Raw genomic sequence first — 19,407 nt, forward strand, 5'->3', positions numbered from 1 at the left:
AGCGATGTGTCAGGCCTTGTCGGCCAGCGCCAGCCATTCCTCTTCGGCGGCAGCCAGTACGCCCTGCCGCTCTGCCATCATTTCCGAGGCCTTGCGGAATTTCACCGGCTCCTTGGTGAACAGATCCGGCGCTTCCAGCAGTTCGGCCAGCTTGCCGATCTCGCGCTCCAGCTTCTCGATCACGCCCGGCAGTTCATCCAGCCGCTTGCGTTCGGTGAAGGTCAGGCCCTCGGGCTTTTTCGCCGCCGCTTTCGCAGCGGGGGCGGCGCTGGCTGCAGCCTTTTCGGCGCGCTCTTCCAGAACCGCCGGACGCTGCGCCTGATAATCCGACCAGCCGCCGGGATAGGCGGTGGCATTGCCATCGCCTTCCAGCGCGACAGTGGTGGTGGCCACGCGGTCGATGAAATCGCGGTCGTGGCTGACCAGCAGCACAGTGCCGTCGTAATCTCCCAGAATGTCCTGCAACAGATCCAGCGTTTCCACATCCAGATCGTTGGTCGGTTCGTCGAGGATCAGCAGGTTGGATTCCTGCGCCATCAGCCGCGCCAGCAGCAGCCGGGCCTTCTCGCCGCCTGACAGCGACTTGACCGGCGCGCGGGCTTGCCGTTCGTCAAACAGGAAGTCTTTCAGATAGGCCACCACATGTTTGGGCGTGCCGCGTACCATCACCTGATCCGATGCGCCCGAAACGCTCATCTTCGGATCGCCGGTCAGGTTTTCCCACAGGGTCGCCTCGGCGGCCAGTTGCGCGCGGGTCTGATCGAACACCGCCACCTGCAGATTGGTGCCCAGCGTCACCGTGCCCGCATCCGGGGCCACCTCGCCGGTCAGCATCTTCAGCAGCGTGGTCTTGCCCACCCCATTGGGGCCGACAAAGGCCACCCGGTCGCCGCGCAGCACCCGCAGGTCGAAATCGCGGGCAATCTGCAACGCGCCAAAGGCCTTGCAGATGCCCTTCGCCTCGATCACGCGCTTGCCCGAAGTCTGGCCGCTGTCCAGTTCCAGCGCCGCCGTGCCCTGACGGCGAATCTGACTGGCGCGTTCATCGCGCAGGGCGGCCAGCGCCCGCACCCGGCCCTGATTGCGCTTGCGTCGCGCCGAGATGCCCTCGACCGCCCATTTCGCTTCGGCCTTGATCTTGCGGTCCAGCTTGTGCCGCGCCTCGTCCTCCTCGGCCCAGACGGTTTCGCGCCATTCCTCGAAACCGTCAAAGCCCTGATCGCGGCGGCGGACCTGTGCCCGATCCACCCAGAGCGTGCCCCGCGTCAGCGCGCGCAGGAAGGCGCGGTCGTGGCTGATCAGCACAAAGGCGGTGCGGGTGGTCGACAGCTCTGCCTCCAGCCACTGAATCGCCTGAATGTCGAGGTGGTTGGTCGGTTCGTCCAGCAGCATCAGTTCCGGCGCTTCGGCCATCAGCTTGGCCAGAGCCGCGCGGCGACGCTCGCCGCCCGAGGCGCTGAACACCGGGGTTTCAGGGCGGAACTTCAGCCCCTCAGCCACCATTGCCACCCGGTATTCCTCGCCCGAGGGCAGAGCGCTGGCGGCATAATCGCCCAGAGTCTCATAGCCCGACAGATCGGGATCCTGCTCCATGTAACCGACTGTCACGCCCGGCGGCACCACGCGGATGCCCTGATCCGGGTCAACCAGCCCGGCCATCACCTTCATCAGGGTCGATTTGCCAGAGCCGTTGCGCCCCACCAATGCGATGCGATCACCGGGCTGGACCACAAGGTCCAGACCCTCGAACAAGGGATTGCCACCAAAGGTGAGTGAAATGCCGGAAAGCTGAAGAAGGGGTGCGCGTGCCATGCGGGCGAGGTAGCGGGCGGGGCGCACAAGGTCAAGCGGCCAGAGCGCCGCCGCCGTTCAGCCCGCGGCCACCATGCGCAGCGCGCGCGCCCGTGCCGCCGGGATGGCGCGGATCTCGACGCCGGTGAACACATGCAGCGTGTTCATCACCGGATCCACCACCGCATGATCCGACACCCAGCCCCCCATCGCCAGATAGGTGCGCAGCAAGGGCGGCATGGTTGCCATGGCCCGCCGCTGATCCGGCGCGTGGTCTTTCAGCAGATGGGCAAACCGCACCACCTGCGGCGCCTTCACTGCCGGGCCCCAATGCGGCGGCGCCAGATGCGCCTGTTTCAGCACGGCAAAGGCCTCTTGATAGGGGACCGCATCAGTGCCGCTGAACGAGGCGCAGCCCATCAGCAGCTCGGCCCCCGCCAGATCGACAAAGCGGGTCATCGCCCCCCAGGCCAGCCGCAGAACATCAGGGTCACGGCAAGTGGGATGGATGCAGAACCGGCCCATTTCGACCATCGGTGCGGCAAAACCCGCCAGCCGCGACAGATCGTAATATTGCGCGGAATAGCTTTGCCCGATCTGCGCCCCGGTCAGCCGCAACAGCCGGTAGCAGCACAGCAAGGCCCCGCTCTGCATGTCTTCGACCAAGATATGGGTGCAGCGGGCATCAAAGGCATCGGCATCGCGCCCCGGCCCTGCCGCCGCACCGTGAAAGCACAGGTGGCGCAGGCTTTGGGCGCGGTGCAGATCTGCGGCACCCTCGGCGATCCGGGCGATATAGTGGCCTTTGCGCAGCGGCTGCACGCGGTTCTCCTGATGGCTTGGCACGCCGGGGTCAGCGCCCTAGATATGAACCCGGGCAGGTTGCGGCGCAAGTCACCATGGCTTTGCAACCGCATGATGACGGAGACCAGAATGGACAAGATCACCAAGACCGACGAACAATGGCGTGCGCAATTGTCAGAGCTTGCCTACAAGGTCACGCGCAAGCACGGCACTGAACGCGCCTTCAGCCATGACAATTTTCCCAAGGAACCCGGCACCTATCGCTGTATCTGCTGCGATGCGCCGCTGTTCGATCAGGCGCAGAAGTTCGACAGTGGCACCGGCTGGCCGTCGTTCTGGGCCCCGCTGGACCCCGAGCGGATCGAGACTTCCGAAGATCGCAGCTGGTTCATGCGCCGGACCGAGGTGCATTGCGCGGCCTGCGAGGCGCATCTGGGCCATGTCTTTCCCGATGGCCCTGCCCCCACCGGCTTGCGCTACTGCCTGAACGGCGTGGCCCTGACGTTCGAGCCGGAAGACTGACACACGCCCATGAAAAAAACCGCCCGGCGCAGGGCCGGGCGGTGTGATCTGGTGGCAGGGCTGATCAGTCGTCCAGCAGGTCTTCGGCGCGCAGGCGACCGATGCTGCCCATGATCTGACGCAGGAAGCTGACGCCCTCGATATTGGTATCGGTCACGCGGCGCGACAGGGTGATGACGCGGCCATCCTCCAGCCCGAAGCGTTCGACATTCTGCACCACACCGGCATCGGTGAAGGTGATAGAAACCACCTGCCGGTCAATCTCTTTCGGGGCTTTCGCGCCGTAATGTTTCCAGCGGCTTTGCACATAGAACCAGCCGACATCATTCAGCAGGCCCGATGCCGAGGGACGCCCGATCTTTTCGGCCACGGTGTCGCGCGTGTCGCGGCCCACCTCGATCGCCGCCAGATCCGGCTCTGCCGGAATATAGCCATGGTTGCGGAACACCGGCGCACAGGCCAGCAGCGTCACTGCCAGTGCCCCCGCGCCCAGCCAGCGCACCATCCGCCGCAGCCCTGTTGGGCTGCCGCCCTTGTGCCGCTCTCTGCCTGCCAGCCCCATGGTCTCTCCCGCGCGCTGCCGGTGGCGGGTCTTGCCTTCATGGCGCAAGCCCCGTATCCCGGTATCTGTCTGACGCCGTTCCACCGGCACTTCGTCCGGTCGGCCTTTGCTCCGGCTTACAGAAGGACGGGCCACTGTTCAAGAATGGAACGCGGTCCGCTATATCCGGTGGCTCGCCCTGTTGCAGGGCCCATGCTGAGAAAGGGACACCATGACCGGCTCTTCCCCCGGCCCCGAAACCGCGCTGCCCCTGAGCCAGCCGCTGCGCGTGGCCACACTGGCATCGCGCAAGCCGACGCGCTTTGATCTGAAACCCGACGCCGAGGCGCGGGCGCTGCTGGCCGCCGTGCTGGAAATCAGCGCCGTGCCGGAATTCCGCTTCAAGGGCGAATTGCGCCCCGCGGGCAAACATGACTGGGAACTGGAGGCCGATCTGACCGCCGTGGTCGAACAGCCCTGCTCGGTCTCGCTGGCGCCGGTGATCACGCCGATCCGCGAAACGGTGCGCCGCCGCTATTTGGCCGACATGCCCCTGCCCGAGGCCGACGAGATCGAGATCCCCGAGGATGATACGCAGGAAGCCCTGCCCGAAGTGATCGACCCGGGTGCCGTCGCGGTCGAGGCGCTGGCGCTGGCGCTGCCGCTTTATCCGCGCGCCGAGGGCGCCAGCCTGACCGAGGCGGTGTTTGCCGCCCCCGGCGTGGCACCGCTGCGCGACGAGGATCTGCGGCCCTTCGCGGGCCTTGCAGGGCTTGCGCAAAAGCTTGGAACAGGCGATACGGGCCAAAGCTGAGCTGCGGGTGTGCGGCACTCTGGCAGGATCGGACGGGTGCAGAAAAGACTTGCGCCCCGCGAGAATCCCAGTATGTTCCGCGCCTCGTGAACACCGTGGAAACACCGGTTTTTGCCGCATTGGCAAACCGCTTTTCACCATCAAAATCAGGGGCTTGCCCCTCACTAACCCGAGGTCGAGACATGGCTGTCCCGCAGAACCGAGTCACCAAATCCCGTCGCAACATGCGTCGTTCGCATGATGCACTGGTCGCGTCGAACCCGGCCGAGTGCCCGAACTGCGGCGAACTGAAGCGCCCGCACCACGTTTGCGGCGCTTGCGGCCACTACGATCAGCGCGAAATCGTCGCGATGACCAAAGAGGTCGATGTGGACGAGGACGCGGCGTAAGCCGCATCCCTCTCCCCCCGCTGTCAGCATGGTGAACGGAACCTCAAGTCCGGCTCAGGGTGCGCAGCGCACCGTCATATCCGTAGATGCGATGGGTGGGGATCGCGGGCCGGCAGCGGTGGTTGCCGGTCTTGTTGACTCTGCCCGTTCGGATTCCGATATCGCCTTCCTCCTGCACGGGGACGAAGCGGTGCTGCGCCCGATGATCGCGCGCCACACAGAGCTGGCGGGCCGCTGCGAGATCCGCCATGCCGCGCGCGTGGTGACGATGAACGACAAACCCTCGCAGGTCATGCGCAATGGCGAAGGCACGTCCATGTGGTCGGCCATCGACGCTGTGAAGGCGGGCGAAGCGGGGGCCGTGGTCAGCTGCGGCAATACCGGCGCGCTGATGGCGCTGAGCATGATCCGCCTGCGCAAACTGCCGGGCGTGAACCGCCCTGCCATTGCCTGCCTCTGGCCCTCGCGCAATCCGGGCGGCTTCAACGTCATGCTGGACGTGGGCGCGGATATCAAAGCCGAGGCCGAAGATTTCCTGCAATATGCCACGATGGGCGCGGCCTATGCCCGCAACGGGCTGAACCTCAAACGGCCCCGCGTCGGTCTGCTGAATGTCGGCACCGAAGAGCACAAGGGCCGGGCAGAGCTGAAGCTGGCCTTTGACCGCATGGCCGCCGCCGAAGAGGCTGCGGGCTATGAATTCGTCGGCTTCGTGGAGGGTGGCGATATTCCCTCGGACCGCGTGGATGTGATCGTCACCGACGGTTTTACCGGCAATATCGCGCTGAAAACCGGCGAAGGCACGGCCAAGCTGATTGCCGATCTGCTGAAAGAGGCGTTCGGCGCGGGGCTTCTGTCGAAGTTCGCGGCGCTTCTGGCGCTCAACTCCTTGAAGCGGTTGCAAAAACGAATCGATCCGCGCCGGGTGAACGGCGGCGTGTTTCTGGGTCTGAATGGCACGGTGGTGAAAAGCCACGGCTCGGCGGATGCGACAGGTGTGGCCGCGGCGATCCGGCTTGCCGCACAGCTCGCACGTTCGGGCTTTCTGGATCGGCTTGCCGCACGGGTTGCATCGGCAGGCCGCGCGGGGCAGGATGCCGCCGTGAATGGGAGCGGGCAACAAGAATGACAATACGGGCCGTGGTCAGGGGCGTCGGGCATTATCTGCCCGAACGGGTTGTGCCGAACAGCGAGTTCGAGGCAACCATCGACACGTCGGATGAATGGATCCGCTCGCGCTCCGGCATCGAGCGGCGGCATTTCGTGGCCGAGGGGCAGACCACCTCGGATATCGCGACCCGCGCCGCCGAGGCTGCGCTGGCGCAGGCGGGCATGGCTGCGGATGACATTGACGCGATCATTCTGGCCACCTCGACCGCCGATCTCACCTTCCCCTCCGCCGCGACCATGGTGCAGGCCCGGCTGGGCATGACCAAGGGCTATGCCTTTGATGTGCAGGCCGTCTGTGCCGGATTCGTCTTTGCGCTCGCCAATGCCAATGCCCTGATCCTGTCGGGTCAGGCGCGGCGCGTGCTGGTGATCGGCGCCGAAACCTTTTCGCGGCTGATGGACTGGACCGACCGGGGCACCTGTGTCCTGTTCGGCGATGGGGCCGGCGCGCTGATCCTCGAAGGTCAGGAAGGCACCGGCGAGACCAGCGACCGGGGCATCCTCGCCACCGATCTGAATTCCGACGGTCGCCTGCGCGACATCCTTTATGTCGATGGCGGCACCTCGACCGGAACCACCGGCTACCTGCGGATGCAGGGCAAGGAAGTGTTCCGCCATGCCGTTGAAAAGCTTGCGGAAACGGCCCATACCGCGCTGGATAAGATCGGCCTGTCGGGCGCAGATGTGGACTGGATCGTGCCGCATCAGGCCAATATCCGCATCATCGAAGGCACCGCCAAACGGATGCAGGTTCCGATGGACCGGGTGGTTGTGACCGTGCAGGACCACGGCAATACCTCTGCCGCCTCGATCCCGTTGGCGCTTTCGGTCGGTGTTGCACGCGGGCAGATCAAGCCCGGTGATCTGGTGGTGACCGAGGCGATTGGCGGTGGTCTGGCCTGGGGTTCGGTCGTTCTGCGCTGGTAATCGTTGCGCAGGCGCTGACGATCCGGGCAATTCGGCAGGAATTGACCCGAAACGCCTTCTGAACATCCCCCGCCAAGTGGTTGATATTGACTCGAAAACCCAAAGCCCCCAAGCTGCGGGAAAATCCGGGGGGATATGATGAGCGAAAAGACCCTGACGCGTATGGATCTGAGCGAAGCGGTGTTCCGCGAGGTCGGCCTGTCGCGCAATGAATCGGCAGATCTGGTTGAAGCGGTGCTTCAGCATGTTTCGGATGCCTTGGCGGGCGGCGAGACGGTGAAAATCTCGTCCTTCGGCACGTTTTCGGTGCGGGACAAATCGGCGCGCGTGGGCCGCAACCCCAAAACCGGCGATGAAGTGCCGATCAGCCCGCGCCGTGTGCTGACCTTCCGCCCGTCGCATCTGATGAAAGAGCGTGTTGCCGACGGCAAAGCACGCTGATCGGGGCCGAGCGGATGGACAAGTCGCCGGACGCATTCCGCACGATCAGTGAGGTATCAGAACTGCTGGAAACCCCGGCGCATGTTCTGCGATTCTGGGAAACCCGGTTTCCCCAGATCAAACCTGTGAAACGTGCGGGCGGACGGCGCTATTATCGCCCCGCCGATGTCACCCTGCTGTCAGGCATCCGCAAATTGCTGCATGACGAGGGCATGACCATTCGGGGCGTGCAAAAGATCCTGCGCGAACAAGGCGTTCGCCATGTTGCCGGTCTGTCTGGCTCTGACACGGATACGGAGTTCACAGAGATGACCGACGCCCTGGAAGGCGCGCTGGATGCGGTGTTTGACACGCCGGAGGGCGCGGACGCGCCCCAGGTCGGGGCTGAGGTTGTCTCGCTGTCGGAATGGGTGGAGGTGACCGAAATCACCGAAAGCCTGTCTGCCCTGCGGGACGGTGCCGAGCCGGAACCGAAAGCCGAACGGCCACCGCCCGCTGCGCCTGCACCGCCGCTGCAAGGCTCGCTGTTCGATATGGCTGAGGCCCCGCCGTCCGAGGATCCGCATCCGGTGCTGGAACCTGCGACAATCGCGGAACAGCCCCCCGTCACCCCCGAACCTGCGCCAGAGCCCGCCGTTGTGGTGGAGGCCGTGGCAGAAGAGCCAGAGGTGGAACAGCCATCGCCTGAGCCGGTGCAGCAGGCTGCCACCATGGCAGAACCGCCCGAAGCGGAACTGCCAGCCACCGCCCCTGCCCCCGAGTCGCCGCCGGACGACGCGCCCGCCAGGGCCGATGCCCGCGCGCGGGGGCCTGTGCCCGAATCTGTCTGGATTGCCGCGAGCTTGCGTGCCCTGCCGCCCGCCCAATGGCCGCAGAAGGCCACGGAATTACGGCCGTTTTTGCCCCGTCTGACGGCCCTGCGCGCCCGGCTTGGCGAGACGAAAGCGCCGCGTCGCGGATAAATCGCACAGATGCGTTTTGTTGCTTGCCCCCGCCCGGAATATCGTTATGTATCGCCCCGTGTCGGGCCGTGGCGCAGCCTGGTTAGCGCGTCCGTCTGGGGGGCGGAAGGTCGTGAGTTCGAATCTCACCGGCCCGACCAAAACAAAAACGGCCCGCCCTTGGCAACAAGGCGCGGGCGTTTTCTTTAACACCACGGAGATCAGAGCGTGTCACCGACCGGAGTTCTGCCCGCGCAGGCCCTGCGCCAGTTGATTGCCCAAGGCGCGATTGGCGCTGATCCGGCGATCCTGCCCGCACAGATCCAGCCTGCCAGCCTCGATCTGCGGCTGGGCCGCGTGGCCTATCGGGTGCGCGCCTCGTTCCTCGCCGGGCAAGGCCGCAGCGTGGCCGGGCGCATCGCGGAATTTGAAATGCACCGTATGGATCTGACCGAAGGCGCGGTGCTGGAAAAAGGCTGCGTCTATGTGATTCCCCTGATGGAACATCTGGCGCTGCCGCCCGGCATCACGGCGGTGGCCAATGCCAAAAGCTCCACCGGGCGGCTCGATCTGCTGACCCGCACCATCACCGATGGCGGCGTGGAGTTCGACCGCATCCCCGAGGGCTATACCGGCCCGCTCTATGCCGAGGTCTGCCCGCGCAGCTTTTCGGTGCTGGCCCGCGCCGGGCAGCGGCTGAACCAGATCCGGTTCCGCGCCGGGCAAGCGGTGCTGAGCGATGCCGATCTGGCCACCCTGAACGCCGCAGAGCCGCTGGTGAATGGCACGGCGGTGATCTCCGAAGGCCTTGGCTTCTCGGTCGATCTGCGGCCCGCTGAGGGCGATCTGGTGGGCTATCGCGCCAAACCGCATACCGGGGTGATCGACCTGGACCGGATCGGCCATTACCCGGCGGCAGAGTTCTGGGAGGAGGTGCGCACCCGCGATGGCCGCATCATCCTCGATCCGGGGGCGTTCTACATTCTGGTCAGCCGCGAGGCGGTGACGATCCCGCCCGATTATGCCGCCGAAATGGCCCCTTATCTGGCGATGGTGGGCGAATTCCGCGTGCATTATGCCGGGTTCTTCGATCCGGGCTTCGGCCATTCCGACGCGGGCGGTGCCGGGTCGCGCGGGGTGCTGGAGGTGCGCTGCCACGAGGCGCCCTTCGTGCTGGAACATGGCCAGATCGTCGGGCGGCTGGTGTATGAGCGCATGTCAGAGCGCCCCGAGACGCTGTATGGTACAGGGATCGCGTCAAACTATCAGGGTCAGGGCCTGAAGCTGTCGAAACACTTCCGCGCCTGAGCGGGATCAGCTACCAAGGCGGCGGGTCACCTGAGCCGCCTTGCGCGCCTTCTTCACCATATCGCGGGCAGAGGCGGCCTGATCCTTGTCCTTCTGCGTCATGGCCGCCGGTGTCTTGCCGCGCCGCGCCGCATAGTCCACGCCCTTGTTGACCGCCGTATTCACCGCCTTGCGAATGAAGATATTGGCAATCTGCTGGATGATCCGTGCAAAATCCATGTGTCAGTCCTCAAAAAGTTCGGTTTGGCCGCTGGGGTCGTCTTCGTCATCATCGGGCTTTTGCATAGATCCGGGCAAGGGCCGGTTGTCCAGCAGGCCTGCCGCCCGCAGATCTTTCAGGCCCGGCAGATCACGCGCCGATTCCAGCCCGAAATGATCCAGAAAGCCTTCCGTCACCACGAATGTCACCGGGCGGCCCGGTGTCATGCGGCGGCGGCCAAAGCGGATCCATTCCATTTCCAGCAACTGGTCAATCGTGCCGCGCGACACGGCCACACCGCGGATTTCCTCGATCTCGGCCCGCGTGGCCGGCTGGTGATAGGCGATGATCGCCAGCGTTTCGATCGCCGCCCGGCTCAGCTTGCGCTGCTCCACCGTTTCCTTCTGCATCAGATGGCCAAGGTCCGGCGCAGTGCGGAAGGCCCAGCCATCGCCCACCCGCACCAGTCGCACCCCGCGCCCCTCATAGCGCCGCCGCAGATAGGCCAGCGCCTCGGCGGCATCGCAGCCATGCGGCAGACGGGCGGCGAGGGCGGCCACCGTCATCGGCTCGGTCGCGGCAAACAGGATCGCCTCGATCATGCGCTCCTGCTCGGCAATCGGCGGAGCGTCGAACAGGCTCTTTTCGGCGGGCTCGCTCATTCGGGGTCTCTTTTCCGGATCTGGATCGGGGCGAAGACCGCGCCCTGCCGCAATTCCAGCTGACCGCGTTTGGCCATTTCGAGGATCGCCGCGAAATGGGCCGCCACCGAAGATCGTCGCCGCATCGGATGGGTGTCCCACCCCTCGGGCAGCCACATCTCCAGATCGGACCAGCTGTGAACAGCTCCGATCAGGCCGCGCATCCGCTCAAGTGCCTGTTCCATTGTGAACACATGGTCACGATCCATCACGAAGGGGCGGAATTCATCCTTGGTGCGGATCCGGGCATAGGCGCGCATCAGATCGAGCAACGAGGCGCTGTAGGTCACCTTGCGCGCGCGCGTCACCTCTTCGGGCAGGCCCCGGGCAAAGAAATCGCGGCCTAGCTGATCGCGGGCCATCAGCCGCGCCGCCGCCTCGCGCATGGCTTGCAGGCGTTCCAGCTGAAAGGCCAGATGCGCCGCCAGATCCTCGGCGCTGGGGCCATCTTCGGTGGGATCAGGCGGCAGCAGCAGCCGCGATTTCAGATAGGCGAGCCAGGCCGCCATCACCAGATAATCGGCGGCAAGTTCGATGCGCAAGGCCTTGGCCTTGTTGACGAATCCCAGATATTGCTCGGCCAGTTGCAGCACCGAAATGCGGCGCAGGTCCACCTTTTGCGTGCGCGACAGCGTCAGCAGCAGGTCAAGCGGGCCTTCGAACCCGTCGACATCAACGATCAGGGCTTCGGCAGCCAGCCGTTCGCTGACGCTCAGCCGTTCCGCGCCCTGATCCCAGTTGTCAGACATGCCCCTGACCAAGAAGCGCGTCATGTTCGGCCTGAAGCGCGGCCAGATCGGCCTCTTGCGGGGCGCAGCGCGCGGCAAGCGCCGCTGCCGCACGGGCCTGCGCGTCAACGCCCATCTGGCCCGCCGCCGCCGCCACCGCCTGCATTTCCGCCAGATCGCCCTTGCAGTGCAGCGCGATATCACATCCCGCCGCCACGGCCCGCGCCGCGCGCTCGCCCAGGGTGCCGGACAGCGCCTGCATGTTCAGATCATCGCTCATCAGCAGGCCCTGAAAGCCGATCTCGTCGCGGATCAGCCGGGTCATCCGGGCGGAACAGGTGGAGGGTTCGCTGTCAAACGCGGCATAGACGATATGTGCCGTCATTGCCAAAGGCAGGTCGTTCAAGGCCTTGAAGGCGGCAAAATCGCTGCGGCGCAAGGTGTCGGCATCAGCGTTGACCGTGGGCAGATCGTGATGGGTATCGCCTGCGGCGCGGCCATGGCCCGGCATGTGTTTCATCACCGGCAGCACGCCCGCCGCCAGATGCCCGTCCGCCGTGGCGCGGCCCATGGCAATCACCTGCGCCAGATCCTCGCCATAACAGCGGTTCTTCAGGAACGGGTGGGTGTTCTCGGTCGCAATATCCAGACACGGCGCGCAATTGCCGTCAATGCCCGCCGCGCGCAGTTCCGCCCCGATCAGCCGGGCGCGCAGCCACATCATGCGGGCCGCCCCGGCCCCGGCCTGCGCCACCGCATCGCGGGGCGGCAGCCATTCCGTCCAATGCGGCGCGCGCAACCGCTGCACCCGCCCACCTTCCTGATCGACAAAAACCGGCGCATCGCGGCCCATGCAGGCGCGCAGATCCGCCGTCAGCCGGGCCAGCTGTGTCGGAGTTTCGACATTGCGCGCGAACAGGATAAATCCGAACGGATCAGCGTCGCGGAAAAACGCCGCCTCATCCGCTGTCAGCGCCGCTCCGGCAAGGCCGAAGATCGTGGCCCCCCGGCCCATGCTCATCGCAGGGCCACCGGAATGCACTCTGCCCCTTCGGCAGAGATGGCGGCACAGAACCGGCGGGCATCATCTTCGTCAGAAAAGCCATGCGCGCGCAAACGATAGAAGGTGCGCCCGCCGCTTTCGGCAGACTGGATCACCCGCGACTTGCTGGTCAACAACTCGCCAAAGGTTCCGGCCAGTTTGTCCCATTTCGCGCGGGCCTCGTCGGCGCTGTCAAACGCGCCGAATTGCACCAGCCGCGTGCCGGGTTGCAACGTTGCCGCGTCGATCTCGGTGGCGGCCACAGCAATCGCGGCGGTCACGGCACTGTCGACCGCCGCTGCGCTGACACTGCGCCCGCCGGGGCGTGGCAGCGGCCGCAGCGAGGTGCCGATTCCGCCCGGCACCACCGGCGCGTTCACAAAGGCCTCAGCCGCAACTTCGGCCTCCGGCGCGGTCAGCGGCACGGCCCCGGCCGCGAGTTGATCGGCCAGCGCCAGAATATCGGCATTGGGTGCATTTTCCGGCAACGGCGCGATGGTGGTCAGCGGATCCATCGGCGCATCGGCCCCGGTGATCGGGGCCAGCGGCACCGGCGGAGCTGCCGTGGCAGCCAGTTGCGCGGGCGCGGGCAGCAACGGCTGGACCGGCGGCTCTTCCGCCGCAGCGGGCCGCAGCGCGGCGGGCGGCTCGGCGGCCAGACCGGGCGTATCTTCGGCAGACAGATCCACGGCACGCGGCGCCAGAGCGATCTCTTCGGGCAGCGGTGTTGCCACGCCAATCGCGGCCACATCATTGACCGACAGGCCCTGATGCGCGGCCACTTCGCCACCCGGATTGTCGGGCGCGATGCGCATCGGGCCTTCCTGCGCCTTGATCACCGGGATGCCCATCACTTCGCGCACCGCGATCCGGTATCCCCAGACCCCGGCCCCCAGCAGCAGCGCGACCGAAACCGCCCCCGCCGCAAGGTTGATCCAGCGCCGCCCGCGATGGGCGCCACGGAGCATCTGCCCATGGCCCGCATCATAGCCGGCATCGTACTCGTCGAAATCCACGTCTGCCATGCTCTGCCCCGTTGCGGTCCGGCCATGAGCCCCCCGCAGGTTTGCCTGTGTCACGCCGTCGGGCACCATTTGTTTCAGCGCATTTCCTCGACGGGCGTTACGCCCAAGATAGCAAGACCGGAGGAAATCACAACGCCCACGGCGCGCGCGAGGGCGATTTTCGCCTGTGTCACGCCTGCATCCTCTTGCACGAAGCGCAGCGTCACCTCGTCATTGCCGCGATTCCACAGCCCATGCAGGTCCGAGGCCAGCTCATAGAGATAGAAGGCCACGCGATGCGGCTCGTTGCCTTTGGCGGCAACCTCCACCAGACGCGGCCATTCGGCCAGTTTGGCGATCAGCGCGAGTTCGGCGGAATGCGACAGCAGCGCCAGATCGGCCCCAGCCAGCGTGGCATCATCCACCGCAACCCCGGCACCTTGGGCCTTGCGCAGCACCGAATTGATCCGGGCATTGGCGTATTGCACGTAAAAGACCGGATTGTCCTTCGATTGCTCCAACACCTTGTCGAAGTCGAAATCCAGCGCCATGTCGTTCTTGCGGGTCAGCATGACAAAGCGGGTGACATCGGCGCCCACCATTTCCACCACGTCGCGCAGCGTGACAAAGGTGCCCGCGCGTTTCGACATCTTGAAGGGTTCGCCGTTCTTGAACAGCTTCACCAGTTGGATCAGCTTGATGTCAAGCGGCACACGCCCGCCCGACAGCGCCGAAACCGCTGCCTTCATCCGTTTGACATAACCCCCGTGATCGGCACCGAAAATGTCGATCAGCTGATCAAAGCCGCGCTGCACCTTGTTGTAATGATAGGCAATATCCGGCGCGAAATAGGTCCAGGCCCCATCGGATTTCATCACCGGCCGGTCCACGTCATCGCCATGCGCGGTGGAGCGGAACAGCGTCTGTTCGCGCGGCTCCCAATCTTCGGGGGTCTTGCCCTTCGGCGGCTCCAGCACGCCTTCATAGATCAGATCCAGGCCGCGCAGGGTTTCGATCGCGGCTTCAATCTGGCCGGTGCCATAGAGCGCCTTCTCCGACGAGAACACATCCATGCGCACACCAAGCGCCGCCAGATCCTCGCGGATCATCTCCATCATCATCGCGGTGGAAAATTCGCGCAGATCCACCAGCCAGTCGGCTTCGGGGCGATCCAGCAGGCTGGTGCCGTATTTGGCCTTCAGCGCCTCGCCCACCGGGATCAGGTAATCGCCGGGATAAAGGCCCTCGCGGATTTCCGGCTCCAGCCCATTGGCCTCGCGGTAGCGTTCATAGGCCGAGCGTGCCAGAACATCGACCTGCGCGCCGCCATCGTTGATGTAATATTCGCGCGTGACCTGCCAACCGGCAAAGGCCAGCAGATTGGCCAGCGCATCGCCGACCACCGCACCGCGCACATGCCCAACATGCATCGGGCCGGTCGGGTTGGCCGAGACGAATTCGATATTCACCTTGGCCCCGGCCCCGACGGTCGAGCGGCCAAATTCGGTGCCCTGCTCCAGCACCGCCTTCACCAGCCCCTGCCAGACGCCCGGTTGCAGGCGCAGGTTCAGAAAGCCCGGCCCCGCCACTTCGGCGCTGCTGACGCGCGGATCGGTGGCCAGACGGCGGGCCAGCGCATCGGCAATCGCACGCGGCGCAAGCCCAGCCGGTTTGGCCAGCACCATCGCCGCATTGGTTGCCATGTCGCCATGTGCCGGATCGCGCGGCGGCTCGACCGCGACGGCGGTGGTATCAAGGCCCGCGGGCAGCTCGCCTGCGGCAACCATGGCGGCAAGTTCGGCAATCACAAGGCTGCGCAGTTCGGTGAACAGGTTCATCTCTCACGTCCTTCCATTCCCTCTGGCACATGCCAGAGGCGGGAAGGCGGGTCAAGAACGCGGCGGCGGTGCGGCCCCCTGGCGCAGAAAATGCAGGCCCAGAATGGCCGCCACCAGCGCGCAAAGCGGCCAAGGGGTGTGCCGCAGCGCCAGCATCCCGGCAATGTAGCGCGGCGGGTCGACAAAGGCCGCCGCGATCAGGGCAAAGACCGACAGCACCGCCAAAGGGCGCAGCGCCCGGTTCACCATCTCGATCAGCGCCGGAAGCGGCGGCACCTCCGGGCCCAGCCCTGCAAGCAGAAGCGCTCCCACGCGCCGCAGTGTCAGCCCCATGCCGCCACCCGTGCGCGATGCTCTGCCTCGGTCAGATGCAGATGCGGGCGGATGAAGGCCTCGGCGCGGGTGATCCAGCCACCTTTGCCGCCATCACGGCGGCGGGCATATTTGCGGCTGGCCGGGCGGGCATCGGCAAGCGCGTAATAAAAGGCGCGGCGGGCCATGCCATAGGCATCAGCAAAGGCAACCGGATCACCGTCGCTGGCCAGATGCGCCGCCCGCGCCGTGCGTGGCCCGATCACGCCATCCTCGACCAGCGGATAACCCTGCCCGGTCAACAGCCGTTGCAAGAGCTTCACCGCCATGCTGCCCGCATTGACATACATATCAAAGACCGAGGCCTGAATCGCCTCGGGCAATTGCGCCAGTCCGGGCTTGTCATAATAGTCGCGCAGAAAGATCTGCACGGCCTGCGCATGGCTCAGGCGGCGCACATCGGCGCTGGAGATCCGGCCATCGCCGGTCAGATCCAGGCCCAGGCGGCGCATCGTGTGCAGCGTCACACCATATTTGGTGGCCCCGCCAGGATCGTCGGGGTCGTTCACATAGCCGCCCTCACGGGCGACGATCTCTTCGGCGATGCGGGTGACGGATGGCATTGCGGCTCCCCTCTGGCTGATGGTCCGACCATCCGCGCCAAAGGTTAAGCCCGCTCAAATCAACCGTTCGGATCCTGATAGACGCCCTGTTCCTTCAGCGCGTCCATCACCTCTTTCGGCATATAGGTCTCGTCATGTTTGGCGAGGATTTCCGACGCTTCAAACACGCCGCCCACCATCTGCCCGGTGCCGATCATGCCCTGACCTTCGGAAAACAGATCGGGCAATACGCCGGTAAAGGCCACCGGGATCACCTCGGCCCCATCGGTCACGCGGAAGGTGATCGTCTCACCCTGCCCGCGTGTGATGCTGCCAGGCTCCACCAGTCCACCCAGACGGAACACCTCGCCCGCCTCCGGCGGCTCGGCGATCACCTGCGCGGGCGCGCGGAAAAAGTTGATCCCGTCGCGCATCGCATAGCCGATCAGCGCCGTCGATCCCGCCAGGGCCACAAAGGCCAAGGCGATGATCTGGATCCGGCGTGTTTTCTTCAGTCCCTTCATTATCCCCTCACGGGAAAACGGGGGCCAGCATCAGCCCTGCCGTTTCCTCAAGCCCCAGCATCAGATTGGCGTTCTGGATCGCCTGCCCCGACGAGCCTTTCGTCAGATTGTCCAGCACCGCCACGATCAGCGTGCGCCCGGCTATCCGGTCGCCCACCACACCGATGTGACAGAAATTGGACCCGCGAATGTCGCGTGTCGAGGGGAGTGCGCCGAAAGGTAGCACCTCGATGAACGGCTCCAGCGTATAACGCGCCTCCAGCGCCGCCCAGACCGCCTGCGCATCGCCCTTCACATAGACCGAGGCGAGGATGCCCCGGTTCATCGGCGACAGATGCGGGGTGAACTGCACCAGCACCGGACGCCCGGCAATCGCGCTGAACTCCTGATCGAACTCGCCCAGATGCCGGTGCTTGCCGCCAGCCGAATAGGCATGGGTGCCTTCCGACAGTTCGGCATGCAGCAGGTTTTCCTTCAGGCTGCGCCCAGCCCCCGACACGCCCGCCTTCAGATCAATCAGGATATCGTCAAGATCAATGCAGCCCGCCTCGATCAGCGGCCGCAGCGCAAACTGCCCGGTGGCGGCGTTGCAGCCGGTGCCCGCGACCAGACGCGCGCCGCGGATGTCGTCGCGGTAAAATTCGGTCAGACCATAGACCGCTTCTTTCTGCAACTCCGGCGCGGCATGGGGCTGGCCATACCATTTCTGGTATTCGGCCACGTCGCGCAGCCGGAAATCGGCGCTCAGATCCACCACTTTCAGGTCGCGCGGCAATTGCGAGATCACCGCCTGCGAGGTGGCATGGGGCAGCGCACAGAAGGCCAGATCGACCTTGGCAAAATCAATCTCGTCGATCTTGCACAGTTTCGGCAGATCGAGATGGCGCAGGAACGGGAACACCTCGGCCATGGCCATGCCCGCCTTGCGATCCCCGGACAGCGCCACGATCTGCATCTGCGGATGGTTTGCAATCAGGCGGACAAGCTCTGCGCCGGTATAGCCAGATGCACCAAGGATCGCGATTTTCTTTTTCATGTCAGTCAGTTCCGGTCACTTGTTCAAGTCAGTTCAGGCGGCTTCAAAGGTGATCCTGCGGCGCAGGAATTGCGTGGCCTTGCTGGACACATTGCCGGGATCCCCGGTGGTCAGAAACTTCGAGTCCGTGCCAGTCCCGTTGAATTCGGGCCGACGTTCCAGATAATCCGCCAGGCTTTCGGCCACAAGATTGGCCTGGCTGAACACTTTCACATCTGCGCCAAGCGCCTGCTGGAACGCCGCCTGCATCAGCGGGTAATGCGTGCAGCCCAGAATGGCGGCCTGCGGATGCGGCATCCGGCGTTTCAGCGCGTCGACATGGCTGCGCACCAGGGCCTCGGCCAGGATCTCGTCGCCCTGTTCGATCGCATCCACCACGCCGCCGCAGGGCTGCGCCTCGACATCCACGCCGATGGCGCGGAAGGCCAGCTCGCGCTGGAACGCCCGGCTTGCCACCGTGGCCGGCGTGGCAAACAGCGCCACATGTTTGACCGCCACTTCACGCGGCGGGCTGTTGTCGCCCCATTGCCGTTCGGTCAGCGCCTCGATCAGCGGCACAAATACACCCAGCACCCGTTTGTCCTTGGGGATCCAGGTTTCCTGCATCCGTTTCAGCGCCGCCGCCGAAGCCGTGTTGCAGGCAAGGATCACCAGATCACAGCCTTCGTCCCACAGCCGTTCCACCGCCGCACAGGTCAGGTTGAAAATATCGTCATGGGTGCGCACACCATATGGCGCATGGGCATTGTCGCCCAGATAGACAAAGGGCATATCGGGCAGCCGCCGCGCCGCCGCGTCCAGCACCGTCAATCCGCCCAGACCGGAATCAAACACCCCAATTGCCATCTGCTGCCCCTCCCGCTACCGGGTTTTGTATTTAGCCTCGAACTCGTGGCCATAAGCATAAGGGTCCAGCGGCGTCGGGGAAAGCGCATAGGTGGCGCGGCGCAGGAAATCCATCATGCCACGCGCGTCATGGCCAAAGCCCGCCAGCGCGCTGGCCGGGATCGGCGCACCGATGGCCACGCGCACCGGGCGATCCAGCCGGGCGCGGAACTCCTTGATCAGCAGCCCCAGCCGCAACGAGCTGTGCAGATGGCTGGCCAGTTGAAACAATCGGCTGTTGGCCCCGTCGAAAAACACCGGCACCACCGTCGCCCCCGACCGCTGGATCAGCTTGGCCGTGAAATTGCGCCAGCCCGGATCCATCGGGCGGGCAAAGAACGGCCGCGCCGCCGTCGACACCGTGCCGCCCGGAAAGATGCCGATGGCCCCGCCCGCCGCCAGATAATCCAGCGCCACGCGCCGGGTGTGCAGGTTCATCGCAACCGCCGCCTCGGTCGGATCAAAGCTGATCGGCAGCACCACGCGTTGCAAATCCGGCGCTTTTACAAAGACCGAATTGGCCAGAATGCGAAAATCGCCGCGCACCGCATCCAGCAGATGCCCCATCATCAGGCCATCCAGAATGCCGTAAGGATGGTTGGCAATCAGCACCAGCGGCCCCTGCGCCGGAATCGCCTGCAAACTGCCCGCCATGATCCTGAGCGACAGGCCGAACCGCTCTGGCATCACCTGCCAGAAGCTGCGCCCCTGCGCCAGATCGGCCTCATACCCCGCCGCGCGGCGCATCACGCCGCGCCGCCCGGTCACATTTTCGAGCGTGCGGATCAGCACCTGCCCACCGCGCGATTGCGCCGCGCTGGCATAGCTGATGTCGCGGCTTACATCCGATATGGTCATGGCCAGAGCCTCCTGTTGCCTTGCCACTGG

General features: G+C 65.2%; 23 protein-coding genes and 1 tRNA gene. 9 read left to right on the top strand and 15 right to left on the bottom strand.

Annotation, left to right across the window (positions count from 1 at the left end):
• Positions 1-9: 9 nt before the first annotated feature.
• Complete coding sequence (locus KM031_RS01340; RefSeq protein WP_215504161.1) at positions 10-1,812, bottom strand: ABC-F family ATP-binding cassette domain-containing protein; 1,803 nt, start codon at positions 1,810-1,812, stop codon at positions 10-12.
• A gap of 57 nt (positions 1,813-1,869) precedes the next feature.
• Positions 1,870-2,613, bottom strand: a complete 744-nt coding sequence (locus KM031_RS01345; RefSeq protein ID WP_215504160.1) for a GNAT family N-acetyltransferase — start codon at positions 2,611-2,613, stop codon at positions 1,870-1,872.
• 111 nt (positions 2,614-2,724) lie between these two features.
• Between KM031_RS01345 and msrB the strand changes: the two genes are divergently transcribed.
• Positions 2,725-3,117 (top strand): peptide-methionine (R)-S-oxide reductase MsrB, encoded by a 393-nt coding sequence (gene msrB, locus KM031_RS01350; protein WP_371879001.1) that lies wholly within the window; start codon positions 2,725-2,727, stop codon positions 3,115-3,117.
• 64 nt (positions 3,118-3,181) lie between these two features.
• Here msrB and KM031_RS01355 read toward each other — a convergent pair whose 3' ends face one another.
• Entirely contained in the window at positions 3,182-3,622 is a 441-nt protein-coding gene (locus KM031_RS01355; RefSeq protein ID WP_246566945.1) for an outer membrane protein assembly factor BamE, read from the bottom strand.
• Between the two features lie 268 nt (positions 3,623-3,890).
• Here KM031_RS01355 and KM031_RS01360 point away from each other — a divergent pair, with 268 nt between their 5' ends.
• From KM031_RS01360 to KM031_RS01395, 8 genes are all read left to right on the top strand, one after another.
• Complete coding sequence (locus KM031_RS01360; protein WP_215504158.1) at positions 3,891-4,472, top strand: YceD family protein; 582 nt, start codon at positions 3,891-3,893, stop codon at positions 4,470-4,472.
• A gap of 182 nt (positions 4,473-4,654) precedes the next feature.
• Positions 4,655-4,861: a 50S ribosomal protein L32 gene (gene rpmF / locus KM031_RS01365; RefSeq protein WP_215504157.1), complete on the top strand. Its 207-nt coding sequence runs from the start codon at positions 4,655-4,657 to the stop codon at positions 4,859-4,861.
• A gap of 28 nt (positions 4,862-4,889) precedes the next feature.
• Positions 4,890-5,990: a phosphate acyltransferase PlsX gene (gene plsX, locus KM031_RS01370; RefSeq protein ID WP_215504156.1), complete on the top strand. Its 1,101-nt coding sequence runs from the start codon at positions 4,890-4,892 to the stop codon at positions 5,988-5,990.
• Positions 5,987-6,958: a beta-ketoacyl-ACP synthase III gene (locus KM031_RS01375; protein WP_215504155.1), complete on the top strand. Its 972-nt coding sequence runs from the start codon at positions 5,987-5,989 to the stop codon at positions 6,956-6,958. The genes plsX and KM031_RS01375 overlap by 4 nt, the downstream gene beginning before the upstream one ends.
• A gap of 138 nt (positions 6,959-7,096) precedes the next feature.
• On the top strand, positions 7,097-7,399 hold the full coding sequence (gene ihfA / locus KM031_RS01380; RefSeq protein ID WP_215504154.1) for an integration host factor subunit alpha: 303 nt from the start codon (positions 7,097-7,099) through the stop codon (positions 7,397-7,399).
• 14 nt (positions 7,400-7,413) lie between these two features.
• A complete protein-coding gene (locus KM031_RS01385; RefSeq protein WP_246566884.1) occupies positions 7,414-8,361 on the top strand; it encodes a MerR family transcriptional regulator in 948 nt (315 codons plus the stop codon).
• Between the two features lie 62 nt (positions 8,362-8,423).
• A tRNA-Pro gene (locus KM031_RS01390) sits at positions 8,424-8,501 on the top strand.
• Between the two features lie 67 nt (positions 8,502-8,568).
• Entirely contained in the window at positions 8,569-9,648 is a 1,080-nt protein-coding gene (locus tag KM031_RS01395) for a 2'-deoxycytidine 5'-triphosphate deaminase (protein ID WP_215504153.1), read from the top strand.
• Positions 9,649-9,654: 6 nt separating this feature from the next.
• On the opposite strand, the gene KM031_RS01400 is transcribed toward KM031_RS01395, so the two are convergent.
• The 12 genes from KM031_RS01400 to KM031_RS01455 form a co-directional block, all read right to left on the bottom strand.
• A complete protein-coding gene (locus KM031_RS01400; RefSeq protein ID WP_215504152.1) occupies positions 9,655-9,867 on the bottom strand; it encodes a hypothetical protein in 213 nt (70 codons plus the stop codon).
• A 3-nt stretch (positions 9,868-9,870) separates the two neighbouring features.
• The gene (gene scpB, locus KM031_RS01405) at positions 9,871-10,509 is read right to left on the bottom strand and encodes an SMC-Scp complex subunit ScpB (protein WP_215504151.1); all 639 of its coding nucleotides are present in this window, start codon (positions 10,507-10,509) and stop codon (positions 9,871-9,873) included.
• Complete coding sequence (locus tag KM031_RS01410) at positions 10,506-11,297, bottom strand: segregation and condensation protein A (RefSeq protein ID WP_215504150.1); 792 nt, start codon at positions 11,295-11,297, stop codon at positions 10,506-10,508. Before KM031_RS01410 ends, scpB begins: the two co-directional genes overlap by 4 nt.
• Positions 11,290-12,297, bottom strand: a complete 1,008-nt coding sequence (nagZ, locus tag KM031_RS01415) for a beta-N-acetylhexosaminidase (RefSeq protein ID WP_371879002.1) — start codon at positions 12,295-12,297, stop codon at positions 11,290-11,292. The genes KM031_RS01410 and nagZ overlap by 8 nt, the downstream gene beginning before the upstream one ends.
• The gene (locus tag KM031_RS01420) at positions 12,294-13,343 is read right to left on the bottom strand and encodes an SPOR domain-containing protein (protein WP_215504149.1); all 1,050 of its coding nucleotides are present in this window, start codon (positions 13,341-13,343) and stop codon (positions 12,294-12,296) included. Before KM031_RS01420 ends, nagZ begins: the two co-directional genes overlap by 4 nt.
• Before the next feature lie 74 nt (positions 13,344-13,417).
• The gene (argS, locus tag KM031_RS01425) at positions 13,418-15,160 is read right to left on the bottom strand and encodes an arginine--tRNA ligase (protein ID WP_215504148.1); all 1,743 of its coding nucleotides are present in this window, start codon (positions 15,158-15,160) and stop codon (positions 13,418-13,420) included.
• A 51-nt stretch (positions 15,161-15,211) separates the two neighbouring features.
• Positions 15,212-15,493 (bottom strand): hypothetical protein, encoded by a 282-nt coding sequence (locus KM031_RS01430; protein ID WP_215504147.1) that lies wholly within the window; start codon positions 15,491-15,493, stop codon positions 15,212-15,214.
• Entirely contained in the window at positions 15,484-16,095 is a 612-nt protein-coding gene (locus KM031_RS01435) for a holin-associated N-acetylmuramidase (RefSeq protein ID WP_215504146.1), read from the bottom strand. The genes KM031_RS01430 and KM031_RS01435 overlap by 10 nt, the downstream gene beginning before the upstream one ends.
• Positions 16,096-16,154: 59 nt before the next feature.
• On the bottom strand, positions 16,155-16,598 hold the full coding sequence (gene ccmE / locus KM031_RS01440) for a cytochrome c maturation protein CcmE (RefSeq protein ID WP_215504145.1): 444 nt from the start codon (positions 16,596-16,598) through the stop codon (positions 16,155-16,157).
• A 7-nt stretch (positions 16,599-16,605) separates the two neighbouring features.
• Positions 16,606-17,634, bottom strand: coding sequence for an N-acetyl-gamma-glutamyl-phosphate reductase (argC, locus tag KM031_RS01445; RefSeq protein ID WP_215504144.1), 1,029 nt, complete (start codon positions 17,632-17,634; stop codon positions 16,606-16,608).
• Positions 17,635-17,667: 33 nt separating this feature from the next.
• On the bottom strand, positions 17,668-18,480 hold the full coding sequence (gene murI / locus KM031_RS01450; RefSeq protein WP_215504143.1) for a glutamate racemase: 813 nt from the start codon (positions 18,478-18,480) through the stop codon (positions 17,668-17,670).
• 15 nt (positions 18,481-18,495) lie between these two features.
• The gene (locus tag KM031_RS01455) at positions 18,496-19,377 is read right to left on the bottom strand and encodes a lysophospholipid acyltransferase family protein (RefSeq protein WP_215504142.1); all 882 of its coding nucleotides are present in this window, start codon (positions 19,375-19,377) and stop codon (positions 18,496-18,498) included.
• Between the last annotated feature and the right edge of the window lie 30 nt (positions 19,378-19,407).

The sequence above is a fragment of the Gemmobacter fulvus genome (assembly GCF_018798885.1).
Classification (GTDB): domain Bacteria; phylum Pseudomonadota; class Alphaproteobacteria; order Rhodobacterales; family Rhodobacteraceae; genus Gemmobacter; species Gemmobacter fulvus.